The sequence below is a fragment of the Candidatus Neomarinimicrobiota bacterium genome (assembly GCA_022573815.1).
Taxonomy (GTDB): Bacteria; Fidelibacterota; SORT01; order SORT01; family SORT01; genus JACZTG01.
The window spans coordinates 1-16,218 of record JACZTG010000035.1 but is presented as its reverse complement, the minus strand read 5'-3'; the positions used below and the strand labels follow the sequence as shown (position 1 = coordinate 16,218).

The following is a 16,218-nucleotide window of genomic DNA, read 5'->3' as shown; positions in this document are numbered from 1 at the left end:
CTGAACGGGCAGGTGATGAACGCATAGCAGGACTCTCATACCTTGAAAGAGCGGAGATATTCCACCGGAAAGACGATATAGACGAAAGTATCCTCCTTGCAACGAAGGCTTTCAAGATATTCACGGAAATGAAAGACAGGTTAGGCGTTGCTGAAGTATATAAACTCATGGGAATGAACTACAAGAAGAACGGCAGGTTCGATCTTGCTGAAGTATATCTTGGTAACTCCCTACGGATAAACGAACGTCACGACAACGCGCTGAACAAGGGCGAGACATACCTTGAGATAGCGCGCCTGAAGAGTGAGACCGATGACGCTGCACTGGCAGAGACCAACTACGCCAAAGCGCTTGAATGCTTCACATCTATCGAAGCGCGGCAGAAGATGGCGGCAGTAGCGCAAGAGATGAGCCAAGTAGCCTAACACCCCGATTCCAAATATTTATTCCCCGACGAACTTTCTTGCTTAGAAAGTTTTTTGTTTTTAGAAGTTAATGTTTATATCCTCTCCCCTTGAGGGGAGTAACTGTCTAACGCAGGAGATAATTGAATGAATATCGCGGAATCACACACCCCGTCTCAACTTCCGTTGAGCCACCCCTCTTGATAGAGGGGAATATTGATGTTTTATCCGTGAGGGTAAAGGATTATTGAGTGAGTCGGAGCCACCGACTTCGGCGGGACAGGCTCCGTAGGAGAGCCTTCAGCTCGAGCCCCAACCCGCATAAGTGTAAAAGAGGAGAGCGTTATCTGAGTTTCTTAATGCGGATGTCTCCGTTGGTTGTTTCTATCCGTATCTCATCACCTCCGCCGTTGATATCGCCTTCGCCTCTAAGAACTCTGCGACCTCTCCAGCCGCTATCGTCGTCATCTATGCTGATGGGGAAGTCTGAGTAAATCTTATAGTCTCGCCACGCTCTCCGCGTAATTTCCAACCGCACGTTAAATGTGGCTTGCAGGTCTTCCGGTAAATACAGAGTTATGTCTCCGCCTGCCGTTTCAAGAGTGACATGAGTGTCCGTTTTCTTATCGGATACCACCATTTCAGCATCAATATCGCCGCCTGCTGTTTCCGCCTCTATATAGCCGTGAGCTTCCAATATTTCAATACTTCCCCCGGCAGTTTCCACTTCGACAGGACCCTCGGAACCTTCCACGGTGATGCTTCCGCCTGCTGTTTCCGCCTTGACCATTCCTCCTGCAAGTCCTATGTGTATGCTTCCCCCTGCGGTGCTGGCGCTAACGTCACCCTTGGTATCGCCGATGGAAATGCTTCCGCCGGAAGTTTCAACATCAATGGGACCGTTTGCGTAATTTACGCTGATGCTTCCGCCTGAGGTGGAAAGTTCCAGGTCTTCGCCCGCTTCTACAACCTTAATGCTTCCGCCGGATGTTTTTGCAACGCCTTTGCCGGTTATCTTTCCGAGTTTAATGCTTCCGCCGGAGGTATGAACGTTCAAATTTCCGTTTACATCGCCGACTTTAATACTTCCTCCGGCTGTTTCCGCATTTACATTGCCATTTTTGACTTCTTTAATTTTAATGCTTCCGCCTGCGGTAGAGATGTTCACGTTACCGTTTTTTATCTGACCGACTTTGATGCTTCCGCCGTCAGTTTCTCCTTTAACGTTTCCATCTAAATCATCTATAGTGAGACTTCCGCCTTCTGTGCGTAGATTGACATTGTATTTATAAGGCACTGTTATCTCATACTCAAGGCGGTGACTTCTCCTGCCTCGTCTGCCCCACGGAGTTTCGCCTTTAACTGAAACATCATTTCCGGATTTATCGATCCATACTTTAATTTCATCAAAATATTTGCGTGCTTCCGATTCTCTTCCTACGCCAGCACGTTTAATGACGACAATTCTTACCTCTTTTTTGTTCCACGATTCGATATAAATGGGGCCTTCGTCGGAAATTACTCTAAGTTCTCCGCCTTCTTTAACTTTGATGGTCTTATCGATTCGTTCGATATATTCTCCCGCTTCCCTAAATATTTCGCCTCTTTCCTGCGGAAGCCCCAAAACGGGGAAGAGTAGCGCTAACAATATTATGAGCGATAATTTATTCAGTCTGTTCTTCATTTGTATCCTCTTGGCGATTAAATCTCTCGCCCTGTTATATCAATTTCTTTTTCAGAAAAATATTCTTTTATAAGAAATCTAATGTATTCGTTTTCATCTGAGACCATTTTGTCTTTTAGCGCTTCTTTTACCTCTTCATCATTGAATCTTGTCAATGCCTGTATCGCCTGCATACGTACGCCACTGTTTTCATCCAGCGACAGCGCTTGTAAGAACGCCTTCATAACAGCCCGGTCTAATCGGGCGATAGTTAGAGTTTCAGCGGCTTTGAGTCTCACACCCGGATTATCATCGTTATTCAATGCGTATATCAGCGCTTCATTTATCTTTTTTTCCTTACTGTTTACCCGTAACAGATTAACTGTCTTTAGGCGAATTGAGGGACCCAAGTCGCTTTGAAGAGCCGCCGCCAATAACTTCTGAATCTTCGGATTCTTGATATTCCCTTTTATACCAACACTGGAAACAGCATCAAGCGTCAATATTATCTCGCCTGATTGTGAGTCATAATCGTGAATATTCAAATCCGCAATTTCTAATCCCTGCGCTCCCAGCAAATCGACGGAAACAGCGCCGCTTTGAACAGCGTTAAAATCTATTATCTCCAATCCGTCGCCGAAATCCACCTCGATATCAACTGCATTACCGATTATGATTCCTACGACCAACATAGCGATAGCGCCGGCTAACTTCGGATTATTACCGAACAGAAATCCAATTATACCGCCTCTTTCCGCGCTGCTTCGGGAAGTGTGGGAAAAATCAGCGTTAAGAGTATCCATAAGTTTGCGCCTGCTTTCAAATAAAACCGCGTCGGAAACTTCGGTTCCTGTCCGCTGGCTATAAAGTTCGTGCAGCTCTTTTTCTCTCTCAAATTCTTCTTTGAGAAGCCTGTTCTCGCTAAGTTCTCTCTCAAATGCCGCTTTTTCTTCCGGCAACAGTTCTCCGTAAAGATACAGCAGTATTGATTCGTTGCGTTTAGCGTCACTCATATTATGACTCCATATAAGATTTTAGATGAAATTTTAATTTTTCCCGCGCTCTGAATAGATAACTCTTCACCGTCCCGGATGTGCATTCCATAAGTTCCGCCGCTTCTCTGATTTTATGACCCTGTTGATGACAAAGTACGAATGCCATACGTTCTTTAGCGGATAATTTAAGAATAGCATTCTCAATTTCATATTTCAATTCAGAATTAACAGAGTGCAGATCAGGCGTATCGGTATGAGACAGCCTCAAATCATGGTCAACGCCGAATGTGTTCCCATCATTTCGTGATATAGAAACCGTGTTTGTCCTTAGCTTTTTACTTTTGAAGGTAATGGACTTGTTCACCGCTATCCTGTATATCCATGTGAAGAAACTACTTTTAAATTTAAATTTAGGAAGAGCTTTGTAAGCGGCGATAAGGGCTTCCTGATATATATCCTGAGCGTCATCTATGTTACCGACAATAGAATAGGCTAAGTTGAGTACCTGCCGGTCATAATTGCTCACAAGCTGTTCAAAAGCATAATGGTCGCCGTTTTGGGCTCGAATTATCATCCTTTTTTCCTTATCATCCATTTACGTATCTACTTCTACTGATAATCTGACGGTAATTTTGATAAATGGTTGGCATAGTGGCATAAAATAAGAATTTTTTGCAAAGTGTAAAGGTGTTGTTTAGAGGCGAGCAATATTATTCCTGAAAGCGGGTGTTAATTTAAAACGAAAAGTAAGAGTATTGCAATTTATCATAAAGCACTGATACCAAAGAGTATTACCTGCGTGACCTCATCTTATTCTTTGAGTGAATAAGATATTTTGAGGCTTCAAAATTATCGGGTTCGATTTTAAGAGTACGCCTGAAATCAGCGGCTGCATTGCCATATAATCCTTTTTGGAAATATATTACTCCTCTCAGGTAATATGCATCGGCGTAATCGGGGTTTATCTCTATTGATCTCTTCAAATCATATACTGCTTCATCAATTAACCCTAACTTAAAATAAGCCATTCCCCGTTTATGAAATAATTCAAAGTAAAATGGGATGAAAAATTCCCCTGTATCGGCTTCTACGCTTGTAATTAATGAGGTCAATTGTTCAATTGACGAATCATAATCTTTTCTTTTCCAATAAATATTCAGCGCTTTGAAATTGGCGCCGGCTCGTTTGTAATCTAAAAGCGCATTAGTCGTATCTCCTGTTTCCTCGTAAAGCATCCCTCTGTCACGCAATATTTTCTGCTTATCGGAAAATTTCTTCAACATACTCTCATATTCCTCCAATGCCGCGGGAACATTACCTATCATCTTATACGCATTAGCAAGCTCAGACTGCGCGTTGGGAATGCGGGGAAGCAGCTCAATCGCTTTTTTAAATTCAGTAACGGCGAATTTATGAGCTCCCATCATCTTGAACGACATTCCTCTGTAATAATAAGCGTAAGCCCTGTCAGGTTCTTCGTGTATTACCCGGTCGAGTTCAGCAATGGCAGCCTCATAATCGCCTTCATAGTAGGCATTGACACCATCAGCGAACGCGACTTCCACATCTCTGTTATATACATATCCCTTTGATTGAGCGTAGGTAGTGAGGGATAGCGATATATAAAGAGATAGGAACAAGCAATATTGAAATATCTTCATAATTAATAATACGTGATTCCGATGTAAATGTTTTTAAATGACCGGTAACAGGTTATTTCTCTGAAATAGCGGCAATATAATGCCACTTTTATTGAATTCCAATCTGAAGTCTTTTATACCGTTAGAAACCGATCCTTTAAAAGCTTTCAATAGAGCCAAAACCTTATATTTACAATTTCTGGTATGATAATTGCCAAATTATCAGCAGGAACATTGTCATACAAACCGGATAGGAGATTTATTATGAATACTCGAGACTTAGTTGAAGCTATCTCGTCAGATAGCGGACTAACTACAGTACAGGCAGACAGGGCGTTAAACTCTTTAGCAGCCAATTTAACGATTGCTTTGAAAAAGGACGAAGAAGTTTATATTGCCGGAATCGGAACGTTTACAACTGCGCGACTCAGTAACAGCGATAATGCTGACCCCACAAATACTGATATTGCCACCGGTAACAGCGGAACAACTCGAATTCCTCAATTCCAACCCGGAACTGAGCTTCTTTCGGCTGTAAGATAAGCTGAAAAACTACAAGGTAATCTCGGCGGTGGACGAATTTCGTCCACCGCTTTTTTGTGCCTAACAGCGCAGTGAAACAGCTGAATTTTCAAAATTACCGAAAATGCCGGATATTGCTGAATAATATCCTGATTTAGTATATATAACTTGAATATCAATAAGTAATGCGTAGCTGCCGAATAATGTAGCATTATTGTATTGCGACTATTACATTAAACACCGTTAAATAATTTGTTTTAAATTATTGTCTTGGAAGGTTGGAAAATTATTTTGCGTAAATTCTCAATTATCGTCTTATTTATCTCATTTCTAAGCAGCGGTTTCGCGGTAGCAGGTGGAACGTTTACCGATATTACCGAAAAAGCAGGCATCAAATTCACGCATCAGGGGTTTATGTACATCGGAGGAATTGTTGCCGCTGATTTCAATGGAGATGGCTATACCGATATTTATATAACGAACGGAGAGGGTTATCCGAATCAATTATACATAAACAATAAAGATTTAACATTCACTGAGACAGCGCAAACTGCCGGGGTAGCGGATATGAACGAAGGATGGGGAGCGGTGGCAGGAGATATTGATAATGACGGCGATTTGGATATTTATCTTTCAAATTTCCGGACTGAATTCGATACCTTCCCCAGCGTAAATCGACTATTTCTTAATGACGGAAACGGAATTTTCACTGATGTGACGGAAGCGGCGGGTGTAGGTGATCCCGGTCCAAGCACAAGCGTGGCGATGGCGGACATCAACAATGACGGATTCCTTGATATCTACGTACTAAATCGCTCATTTTTAAATGTCGATAATCCCAATACGCTATATCTGAATAACGGTGACGGGACGTTTACAGATATAACAGTTGCCTCCGGAACAGGAGATTTAGGGACAGGACTGGCTGTAGGATTTTTCGATTATGATAACGACAGGTTTATGGATATCTATGTCGTAAACGAATTTGAAAAGGACGTTTTATACCACAATAACCGGGACGGGACATTTACCAATATGAGGTCTGTACTGAATAACGACGGCCAGGGAGCGGGGATGGGAGTAGACTTCTCAGATATAGATAATGATGGCGACCAGGATATTTATGTTGCCAATCTCTGGACAGATTTTTTATATGTGAACAATGGAAACGGGACTTTCAGCTATGATGAAGAAGCATTGGCACTTACTGATAACACAATGGCGTGGGGAGTAGGGTTTTTTGATTACGACAACAACGGATGGGAAGATGTTTATGTAGTTAATGGCGCAATGATGTGGCCTGACCTATACGACGAGGTAAACATATTTTATCGGAATAATGGTGACGGTAGCTTTACGGATATCGCGTCAACATTCGGTATCGACGATGGAGGTGACGGAAGAGCAAGCGCTATTGCAGACTTTAATAATGACGGCTATATGGATATAATTATGATGAATGTCATACGCGGAAAATTAATTGGAAATCCTATCCTATATCTAAATAACAATAGTGGTAATGATTATATAACTATCCGGCTGAAAGGCACTTTCAGCAACAGAAGCGGTATTGGAGCAAAAATCAAAGTTAAATCAGGTTCGATTGTGCAGACTAAAGAAGTTACTGCGGGAGCAAGTTTTGCCTCAATGAATACGCTGGATATTGGTTTCGGTTTAAAAAATGTAGATCTCATTGATAAAATAACTGTTTACTGGCCTTCCGGTAACGTCCAGGTATTAACAGGAGTATTTCCAAATCAAATTAAAACAATCACCGAACCTGATGAGCTTAATATTGTAACAAGCGTTGAAGATGAAATATCAGTTGCCTTGTACACTCTTAATCAGAACTATCCGAATCCATTTAACCCTTTGACCACGATTCGTTATAATTTAGAACTGAACTCGAAAGTACTATTAAAAGTTTATGACGTAAACGGCAGGGAAGTAGCAAGACTGGTAGATGAAAATATTTCAGCCGGAGAACATTCGGTTGAGTGGGACGCATCCGATATGCCGAGCGGGCTATATATTTACCAGTTAAAAACAGATTCTTTCTCCGAAACCAAAAAGATGCTGCTGCTGAAATAAAGCGGCTCCTAACTTTTCTAAATTGAACTAATATGTCATGCGATAAAGGCTCCGAAGGAGAGCCCTTGTCTCAAACCCTAATCCGCACACAAATGAAAATTTGCCGGTTGGGGCTTGCCCCGAGAGCATTTCTATCGGATAAATGCATAGAATATATAAAAAAAGAGGGATAAGTTTGAAGGTCCCATCCGTCATAAACTGTAGAAACAGCACTTATCCCTCTGAATGTAGATGTTGTTGAGGTATAGATAATGTACAACATTGGTAAATATCGACAGTGATGGCTATCACGCAAATGACTTTTTTTCAGCTTTTGATTTTTGTCAATTAGTTGCTATTATGTAAGCAGAATCTTGGCTACTCTCAGCCAAAGGATAAACGAATGAAACGAAGAACCTTTATCGTTAAAGCGGGTGCGTTGTTTTCGATGCCGTTGGTCATAACGGAAATCGGCTGTAGTGATAATGATGACCCTTATAACGGCACCGGTCCGGCTGATAACAATGCGGAATCGTTCACTGCGGAATCTTCAATTAATGATGACCATAGCCACACTATTACCGTACTGTTTATCAATGTAAATAATCCCCCTGCTGATGGGAATACGATTACGAGTTCCGAAAACTCAAACCATACTCATACCATAATACTAACCCAAAATCACTTCCAACAACTTGCCGCGGGCAAAACCATAATCGTTCTCTCCTCCAATTCAACCGGCAGCTATTCACAGCACAGTCATTCTTTTAGTATTCAAGTTCCTAAATGAGCTTGGGCGACGAAGCGATCTATTTTTTTCAGCAGTGTTGTAATGTCTGACGGAGATAAAGATTCAATTATTTTAGCGGGGCGGATAGCTGCATAACTACCGACCACGCATATTTTCGGGTTATCGGTAAAATAAAGAATAATGATGCGTCGATGAAATCCAGAAGCCCAAGAAGAGGTTTGAAAAGTGGAGTGTTCCGAAATGGAACCGCTGCTAATGAGAATATGTGGAAGTACTTAATGTCCACATTTTTGAAGTAAGTTTTTGCAAGAATCAGGTCTTTATAAAGTAACGGGTGCTCGTCAACAGTCCTCAGTTTTGGAGTAAGCTTCCTGTATAAATTTATCAGTGGATTGTGCCCAAGCGGCTCAATAAACAGAGCCACACCATCCTTTTTCACAACTCTTTGCAGCTCGGAATACGCCTGCTCTAAATTTAGGTGATGTAATATTCCTGTTCCGCATATCAGGTCGAAACTTGATTCTTCGAATTTAAGTTCCTCGGCGTTCATCACAAAAAAGGAAATTTTATCATTGATGCCTTTGCTCTCAGCTTCTGTTTTGGCAAGATTTATTGCAACATCAGAAATGTCAATACCGGTAACAGTGGCGCCATTTTCAGCCAGCATGAACACCTGGCTGCCAGGTCCGCATCCGTATTCCAGAGTGTTTGCTCCTGATGCTTTCGATTTCAAGAATTGACGATAATATTTTCTACTTTTCAGCGCTGTAGAATAATATTTATGAGCTTTCTTTCTGACATTTTCACCGAACGCCAAATCGTGAAAGTCTTTTTCTCTCTCCAATCTTTTTTCATCATTCTGCGGGTTCACACAAAACTCCCATAGCATACTATAATAAAAGGTTTGCTAAATATCCGCATTCATTCCGAGAATTACAAGGTTGGGATATCCGTTCTACTAATCTGATTGTCTTAAAATCACTTGAAAATATGAGTCAATTTTCTTACCATTACTTAATAAGTAATTGACCTTAGCCGGAGATTCCAGAATGAATTCAGAAATCGAACAACCGATTTTAACACCGGAAACTCTTCGCACTGAAATAAGCAAAGAATATTCGGTAGTAGCGACAAATCCTGAAAGTGATTTTCACTTTCACACCGGCAGAAAGTTAGCCGGAATTCTTGAGTATGATGAAGAGCTGATAAACAGCGTTCCCGATTCCGGATTGGAATCGTTCGCCGGAACAGGTAATCCATTTGCCGTCGGCGGGACTTGCGCTTGCTCCGACGTCATCTTATAGCGTATGTGTAATCGCAGATATTAAACTACTATTTATTACTTGACAAGTAATAAATAGTAGTTTAAATTACCCGCCAAAAGTTATACATAATATTATAATAATATGCTACTTGGAATAATTATTTTAAACGGATGTTAGAATCAACATCTTGTTTATTGGTAATAATTTACAATATAACAGATCAATAAATTACGAGGTAACATTAAAATGAAAACACCGAGACTACTTTTAGCAGTGTTTTTATTCTTAGCTCTTGCCGGATTTGCATATGGAGCGGAGCGCACTATTAGTGGGAAAGTAACTGTGGCAAACACAGGTGGGATATTGCCGGGTACTCAATTAGTTATTAAGGGTACTCTCATAGGCACAGTCGCCAATAACGACGGTGTTTACACCATCAATACTCCCGTGGATGAAATAATATTAGTTGTTACCTTTATAGGATTTAAGACTCAGGAGATTTCAGTTGCTCCCGGCGTAAAATCCCTTGATATTAAGATGGAAGAAGATGTGTTGAAGACTTCCGGTGTTGTTGTTACAGGTTTAGCTACTTCCGTCAAGAAGCGTAATCTTGCTAATTCAGTGGCGACTGTTTCTGCCGAAGAATTATTACCCGCTCCGGCACAAACCCTTGGTATGGCGCTTGCCGGGAAGTTTGCGGGTATCAACGTCAGCCAGAATACCGGCGCTCCCGGTGGAGGTATAAGTGTCAACCTCAGAGGTGTATCTACATTGGTAGGCGCTACTCAACCATTATATGTGGTAGATGGAGTTATTATTAATAATGCCGCAAACCTATCAGGATTAATGGATCTTATAACGGCCGCAGCAGGTGCCGGTAGCCCAAGCCCGCAAGGTCAGCCGTCTAACCGTATTGCCGATATAAATCCAAACGATATTGCTAACATTGAAGTGTTAAAAGGCGCAAGCGCAGCCGCCATCTACGGCTCGAAAGCCGCAAGCGGTGTTGTAATCATAACCACGAAAAGCGGTGTAAGCGGGAAAACAAAGATTAGCGTATCTCAACAAGTCGGCTTCAGCAGCATTCTCAATAAAATCGGGCATAGAAAATGGACTCAGGCATCGGCTAAAGAATCCTGGGGAGATGAAGGAGAAGCCCTTTATATACAAAATATTGTTGATAGGGGAATTGGACTTATTGACTATGAAGACGAACTTTATGGAGAAAAGGGGGCACTCTATGAAACAAATGTTTCCGCCAGCGGCGGATCTGATAAAACCAGTTTCTATGTGTCGGGAACTTTTAAAGATGAAACCGGCATTATAAAAAATACCGGATATAAGAAATATTCCGCAAAGGTCAATATCAAGCACCGTTTTTCTGAAAAGTCAAAATTAGATGTATACACCTCTTTCATAAGAACGGAATCTGACCGGGCTATAACGGGTAATGATAATACGAACACAACTTTTGGATTTTCTCTTGCATTTACTCCAAGTTTTATTGATATCAGAAAATGCAGCGGTGCCGATGTGCAGTCGGGATCAAGCAGAGCGGAATGTGTAGGTCTTCTTGAAGGCGGTTATCCTGCCCATCCATTTAATCCGTCAAATCCATTGCATACAAGAGACGTTCTTAAGAATAATGAGATTGTATATCGTTCTATACTTTCTTCCAGGTTTACTTATAGTCTCTTTAGAGAATCCAATCAAAGTCTTGATTTTATCGTACAGGGTGGCGCTGATTTTTACTCTCAGGAAAATAAGGCGTTCTCCCCGCCGGAACTTCAATTCGAAAGGGCAAGTGATACGCCGGGTTCTTCCATATTAGGCGGAGCTGAAAATATTAATACGAACCTGAATTTCAATTTGGCGCACAAGTATATCACACCGTCAAATATTTCTTACTCAACTACAGTCGGATTTCAATTTGAAAATATTGAAACCAATAACTCAATAGTATGGGCGACGAACCTTATACCTACACAGACGAATATTGACCAAGCTTCAAATGTTATTGTTTTGCAAAACATAACACGTCAGAGAGAACGTGGATTCTTTTTACAAGAAGAGGTTAATTTCAACGATGTGTTTTTCCTTACCGGAGGACTACGCGGCGATAGAAGCAGCACCATCGGAAGAACCGATGATTTCTTTCTATACCCCAAATCAGCTTTATCCTATCGTCTGAATGAAGACCTAAAATTAAGAATTGCTTACGGCGAAACCGGTAACTTACCGATCGCTAATTCAAAATTTTCTATCCTTAACCCTCTGAATATTGGCGGCGCTTCAGGTTTAATAGGAGGAGGATCGAAAGGTTCGGCGGATATAGAACCTGAAAGGACCAAGGAAGTGGAGTTTGGTATAGATGCCACCGGTTTAGATGATAAAGCCACTCTTGATGTCACATATTTCCGGCAGAACATCAGCAACCTGCTATTAACTGCCGACGTTCCCGCTTCCGGAGGATTTACGCAAGAGATCATAAACGGCGGAGAAATGCGGACTCAGGGATTGGAGATTTCGCTCGGTTTGAATCTGATAAGGAGCAGATCTAATAATTGGCTCTCAAGAATTAATTTTTATAAAACGACCTCGAAGATCACGAAATTAACCGTTGATCCATTTAATACCGGCGGATTTGCTACTTTCTTGGGCGCATACAGGATAGAAGAGGGTATCTCTCCAACGAGAATAATTGGTTCGGAGGTTGACGCTGACGGTAATCTTGTTGAATTAGGCGATGAAACTCCGGATTTTCAGATGTCATTTAACAATAGCTTTAGATATGGAAATTTTAATCTCGGATTTCTCTTTGACTGGAAGCACGGCGGTGACGTCATCAACCTCGGTAAACTAATAACTGACTTAGGCGGAACATCAGATGATTTCGACAAAGTGGAAAAATATGACGATGATAATGATCCGAGTACTCCTGATGTTGATTTAATCAATGGCGTCGGACGTCTTACCGTTCTCGGAGTTCAAACTGCTCCATATATCGAAGATGGATCGTACTTGAAGTTAAGAGAGCTGAGCTTTTCTTATAATTTTTCTGAAAAAGCAGTTCAAAACATACTTGGTGGACGTTTTACATATCTACGTATCGGTATATCAGGGCGAAATTTATGGACTTCCACTGACTACTTGGGCTACGATCCCGAGGTAAGTCAATTTGGAAATCTTGCTGTCGGACGCTCTGTGGATACATTACCGTTTCCCACTTCCCGAAGCTTTTTCTTCAACATTTCCTTCGGAATGTAGGCGATGAATAACATGGATATCAACAGCAAATCATATCAATATTTTAGAAGGATAATTCCTATGAAATCTGTACTTATTATAATTTCGATGTTAGCATTCTCTGTGTTAGGCTGCGGAGAACTAGATTTCGATAATCCGAACGCGCCGATTTTAGAAAATGCCGCAGAAATACCTATTCAAAACCTTGTTACCGGCGCTGAAGCGGGTATGAGGGTCAGTCTCGCTATTTATTTACGTGATGTATCTATCATAGGAAGAGAGGCTTACTATTTTGAGCCTGCCGATCCGAGATACACCGGTGAATTGATGAACGACAGACTCGATCCCGGCGGTTTTTTGGTTAATAACCCCTGGACTGCGAGATATAATGTAATTAATAATTGTAATCTTCTCCTGGAGGTTAAACTGCCTCAGCTGGTAGGAGATGCGTTGGCTGATGAGCGTGCAGGATTAGAGGGATTTGCCAAAACAATTATAGCTTACCAATTATTGCTGAACCTTAATTTAATGAATGATAACGGTGTTCAATTGGATTTCTCAGGTGATTTTTCTTCGCCGTTAAGCTCAAAGGGTGATTCCTTTGCTAAAATCGCAAGCTTGTTGGATGAAGCGAACAGTTTGCTCGGAAATGGCGGAAACGCATTCATATTTAGTCTTTCAAGCGGTTTCAGCGGATTTGACACACCGGCTACTTTTCAACTGTTTAACAGAGCGCTTGCCGCAAGAGTTGCTGTTTACAGAGGTTTGTATGCTGATGCTTTAACTGCTCTCAATGGTTCTTTCGTGGATGAAAGCGCTGATCTTGATGTAGGCGTATTTCATGTGTACAGCACCGGACTCGGCGACCAGACTAATCAAGTATTTGAGTCTCCCGGCGCTGAAGTAATAAAATGGATGGGGCATCCCACCTTTGAGACTGATGCGGAATCAGGAGATATTCGTTTTGAAAATAAAGTCATAAAAAGAGTAGTTGCAGACCCGAACAATCCCGGACAGACATTACCCGATGTTACTACATTTGATAACTTGACAACCGACCTCGGAGTGACAATTGTCGGCGGTTCTTCCGATCCGCTTCCCATAATCAGAAATGAAGAGCTTCTCCTTCTAAGGGCAGAAGCAAACATCGGTTTAGGAGCCTTTGCCGCTGCGGAAGCTGATATAAACGTTGTTAGAGATGCGGCAGGATTATCAGCCTCGCCTACATTAGACGCTAATAACGCGCTTAACCAGCTGCTGCATGAAAAGCGCTATTCACTATTTCTTGAAGGACATAGGTGGATTGATATGAGGCGGTACGGGAAGCTTGGGGATTTACCCATCGACCGCGCCGGAGATGCAGTTGTTACAGATTTCCCTGTACCTGAAACGGAGGTACCTGAACCTTAATATTATTGCGTATGTTTGTTATAATAGGGTTGCCTTGTTAGGCAACCCTATTTTATTTATCCATATTTTGGAAAAGACTTATCTTCTCCAAAAGGCATTTACTTATTCATCCACCATTTTTAGCCAACCCACTCTGAATGTAATATTTTACTTTACGTTTCACATTATCTAATAGCCGTTATATCCTGATATATAGAAGATACAGTGTAGTAAAGCAATCGAGTAGCGCGTACAGGTTGAAAGGGCCGCCGCATTCTGCGGGACAGTCGAACAACTTCCAAGTGCGGGTTAGGGCTTGCCCTGACCGCGCAACAACTGAAATACCCCGTCATTGATCCCGTTTAATCGGGATCAAATCCACTCCTCCCTGCCTGAACGGTATAGTCGGGCAGGTTCATAGAGGGGAATTATACTTCCCCTCCTTTTTAAGGAGGGGACGGAGGCGAAGTCCCGCAGTATGCGGGGAGGAAGCAGCTTTTCTTGGGTCGTCCGGCTTATTTGTATTGGTCGGGGGTCAAGTGTTAAATAAACGAATATTATTTGGACTCGTTAAAAATGAAATCAAAAAATTATTGATGGGAACAGCTTGATAAGTTTCACATGGAATATTATTATGTCAAGACAGCCACCGATATATCATGGAAGCTTGTCTAAAATAAATGAAGGATTCATATTGTATAGAATTCACTCAAGAATTCGAATAATTTTCTATTGTTTGATTATAGGATTCTTATTACCCTCAATTTCATACGCACAACCGAAAATCATCTGGTCGAAAACTTATGGTGGTACAAATACTGACGTAGCAGAGTCGGTAATTGAAACTAATGACGGAAATTTTGTATTTACTAATATCGGGAATCTGATAAAAATTGATAATCAAGGCAATCGATTATGGTCTGTTGGTTTAATGGGCTCCGGGAAGTCTTTGGTGCAGACGGCTGATGGAGGTTATGTGATTACAGGAGGTGTTTCAGGTAATTTAATGATCTTAAAGTCAAGTTCTGCGGGAGAAATTATCTGGCAAACAGTGTTAAATAATAGTGCCACTGAAATTGGGCTTGATATTAGCATAAATGCCAACGAAGAATTCATTGTTACTGGAAAAAGTCATCCGTACCATTCCTTTACCCAAAGTATTGTTGTTGCCAGTTTTGGCGTTAATGGAGAACTTCTATGGAAGAAGGAACATGGAAGCGGAATTATTGACATAGGCGAAGACATCATTTCTTTATCAGATGGCAATATTGTTGTAACAGGAGGTTTCGTTACAAATCCTGATGATGCCACCGATTTACTTTTTCTCAAATTGGGAGCAGAGGGCGATGCCATTTGGAATAAGACTTATGGTGGTAGCGGGGGAGATAACGGAAAAAAGATCATCGAAACTAAAGATGGAGGCCTATTAGCGGTTGGCAACATAAGTTTGTTTGGTACTAAAAATCAAGATTTGTGGATTATAAAAACTGACTCGAATGGTGATTCTTTATGGACCAAAACATACGGGGGACCATTCAATGAATCAGCATATTCGGTCATTCAATCAGAGATAGGAGGTTACATAGTCGTTGGTGATTCAGGTGTTGGCGATCATCATACAGGTGGTGGTGATCTCTGGTTATTAAAAATAGACGAAAGTGGTAATCTTTTATGGACTGAAACATTTGGTGATGGAGGATCCGATGGCGGTAGATCTATTTTTAATACGAAGGACGGTGGATTTGTAGTCTCCGGATTTAAAAGTGATTCTGGAAATTTGGATGCATGGATCTTGAGATTCGCCCCCGAGCAAGCAGTAAGTGTAATTGGTTTCCCCCTCAATATTCCTATCAAATTTAAACTGTCACAAAACTACCCCAATCCGTTCAATCCGTTGACAACCATCCGGTATGCACTTCCTGCAGCAGCAGAAGTCCTACTGGCAATATATAACATTCGCGGGGAGGAAGTAGCCCGTCTAGTAAATGGTGAACAACCGGCTGGGAACTACCAAGTATCATGGGATGCTTCAAATGTAGCAAGTGGAGTATATATTTACAGACTCACAACGGGTGAGTTCACAGAAATAAAGAAAATGGTGCTACTGAAATAAGGACAAGATCTCTCACTTAGAGTTTCTTTTATTTGCTCAAGTTGTCCCGTAGGGACGCCTACGGCGTTAATATACTTGAAGATAGAAGAGACTATATAATTGTAAAAGTGGGAGGACATTCCTATGTCGTTATCGTATGCCGAACAGCTCGATAAGAGTA

Annotated in this window: 13 protein-coding genes; 8 read left to right on the top strand and 5 right to left on the bottom strand. The window is 41.5% G+C overall.

Features of this window, described 5'->3' with window-relative positions:
* The coding region (locus tag IIB39_10320; protein MCH8929095.1) for a tetratricopeptide repeat protein at positions 1-425 on the top strand (425 nt) is incomplete at its 5' end.
* A gap of 322 nt (positions 426-747) precedes the next feature.
* On the opposite strand, the gene IIB39_10315 is transcribed toward IIB39_10320, so the two are convergent.
* The 4 genes from IIB39_10315 to IIB39_10300 form a co-directional block, all read right to left on the bottom strand.
* Positions 748-2,088, bottom strand: coding sequence for a DUF4097 family beta strand repeat protein (locus IIB39_10315; GenBank protein ID MCH8929094.1), 1,341 nt, complete (start codon positions 2,086-2,088; stop codon positions 748-750).
* 17 nt (positions 2,089-2,105) lie between these two features.
* On the bottom strand, positions 2,106-3,080 hold the full coding sequence (locus IIB39_10310; protein MCH8929093.1) for a HEAT repeat domain-containing protein: 975 nt from the start codon (positions 3,078-3,080) through the stop codon (positions 2,106-2,108).
* Position 3,081: 1 nt separating this feature from the next.
* Entirely contained in the window at positions 3,082-3,657 is a 576-nt protein-coding gene (locus IIB39_10305) for a sigma-70 family RNA polymerase sigma factor (GenBank protein MCH8929092.1), read from the bottom strand.
* 196 nt (positions 3,658-3,853) lie between these two features.
* On the bottom strand, positions 3,854-4,723 hold the full coding sequence (locus tag IIB39_10300; GenBank protein MCH8929091.1) for a tetratricopeptide repeat protein: 870 nt from the start codon (positions 4,721-4,723) through the stop codon (positions 3,854-3,856).
* A 243-nt stretch (positions 4,724-4,966) separates the two neighbouring features.
* Between IIB39_10300 and IIB39_10295 the strand changes: the two genes are divergently transcribed.
* From IIB39_10295 to IIB39_10285, 3 genes are all read left to right on the top strand, one after another.
* Positions 4,967-5,245, top strand: coding sequence for an HU family DNA-binding protein (locus IIB39_10295; protein ID MCH8929090.1), 279 nt, complete (start codon positions 4,967-4,969; stop codon positions 5,243-5,245).
* Between the two features lie 270 nt (positions 5,246-5,515).
* The gene (locus IIB39_10290; GenBank protein ID MCH8929089.1) at positions 5,516-7,315 is read left to right on the top strand and encodes a VCBS repeat-containing protein; all 1,800 of its coding nucleotides are present in this window, start codon (positions 5,516-5,518) and stop codon (positions 7,313-7,315) included.
* Between the two features lie 382 nt (positions 7,316-7,697).
* Complete coding sequence (locus IIB39_10285) at positions 7,698-8,084, top strand: hypothetical protein (protein ID MCH8929088.1); 387 nt, start codon at positions 7,698-7,700, stop codon at positions 8,082-8,084.
* A gap of 67 nt (positions 8,085-8,151) precedes the next feature.
* Here the strand turns inward: IIB39_10285 and IIB39_10280 are convergent, their stop codons facing one another.
* The gene (locus IIB39_10280; GenBank protein MCH8929087.1) at positions 8,152-8,916 is read right to left on the bottom strand and encodes a class I SAM-dependent methyltransferase; all 765 of its coding nucleotides are present in this window, start codon (positions 8,914-8,916) and stop codon (positions 8,152-8,154) included.
* 178 nt (positions 8,917-9,094) lie between these two features.
* Here IIB39_10280 and IIB39_10275 point away from each other — a divergent pair, with 178 nt between their 5' ends.
* From IIB39_10275 to IIB39_10260, 4 genes are all read left to right on the top strand, one after another.
* Entirely contained in the window at positions 9,095-9,349 is a 255-nt protein-coding gene (locus tag IIB39_10275) for a hypothetical protein (protein MCH8929086.1), read from the top strand.
* 207 nt (positions 9,350-9,556) lie between these two features.
* The gene (locus IIB39_10270) at positions 9,557-12,577 is read left to right on the top strand and encodes a SusC/RagA family TonB-linked outer membrane protein (GenBank protein ID MCH8929085.1); all 3,021 of its coding nucleotides are present in this window, start codon (positions 9,557-9,559) and stop codon (positions 12,575-12,577) included.
* Between the two features lie 3 nt (positions 12,578-12,580).
* The gene (locus IIB39_10265) at positions 12,581-13,966 is read left to right on the top strand and encodes a RagB/SusD family nutrient uptake outer membrane protein (GenBank protein ID MCH8929084.1); all 1,386 of its coding nucleotides are present in this window, start codon (positions 12,581-12,583) and stop codon (positions 13,964-13,966) included.
* Positions 13,967-14,579: 613 nt separating this feature from the next.
* Positions 14,580-16,058: a T9SS type A sorting domain-containing protein gene (locus IIB39_10260; protein ID MCH8929083.1), complete on the top strand. Its 1,479-nt coding sequence runs from the start codon at positions 14,580-14,582 to the stop codon at positions 16,056-16,058.
* Positions 16,059-16,218: the final 160 nt, after the last annotated feature.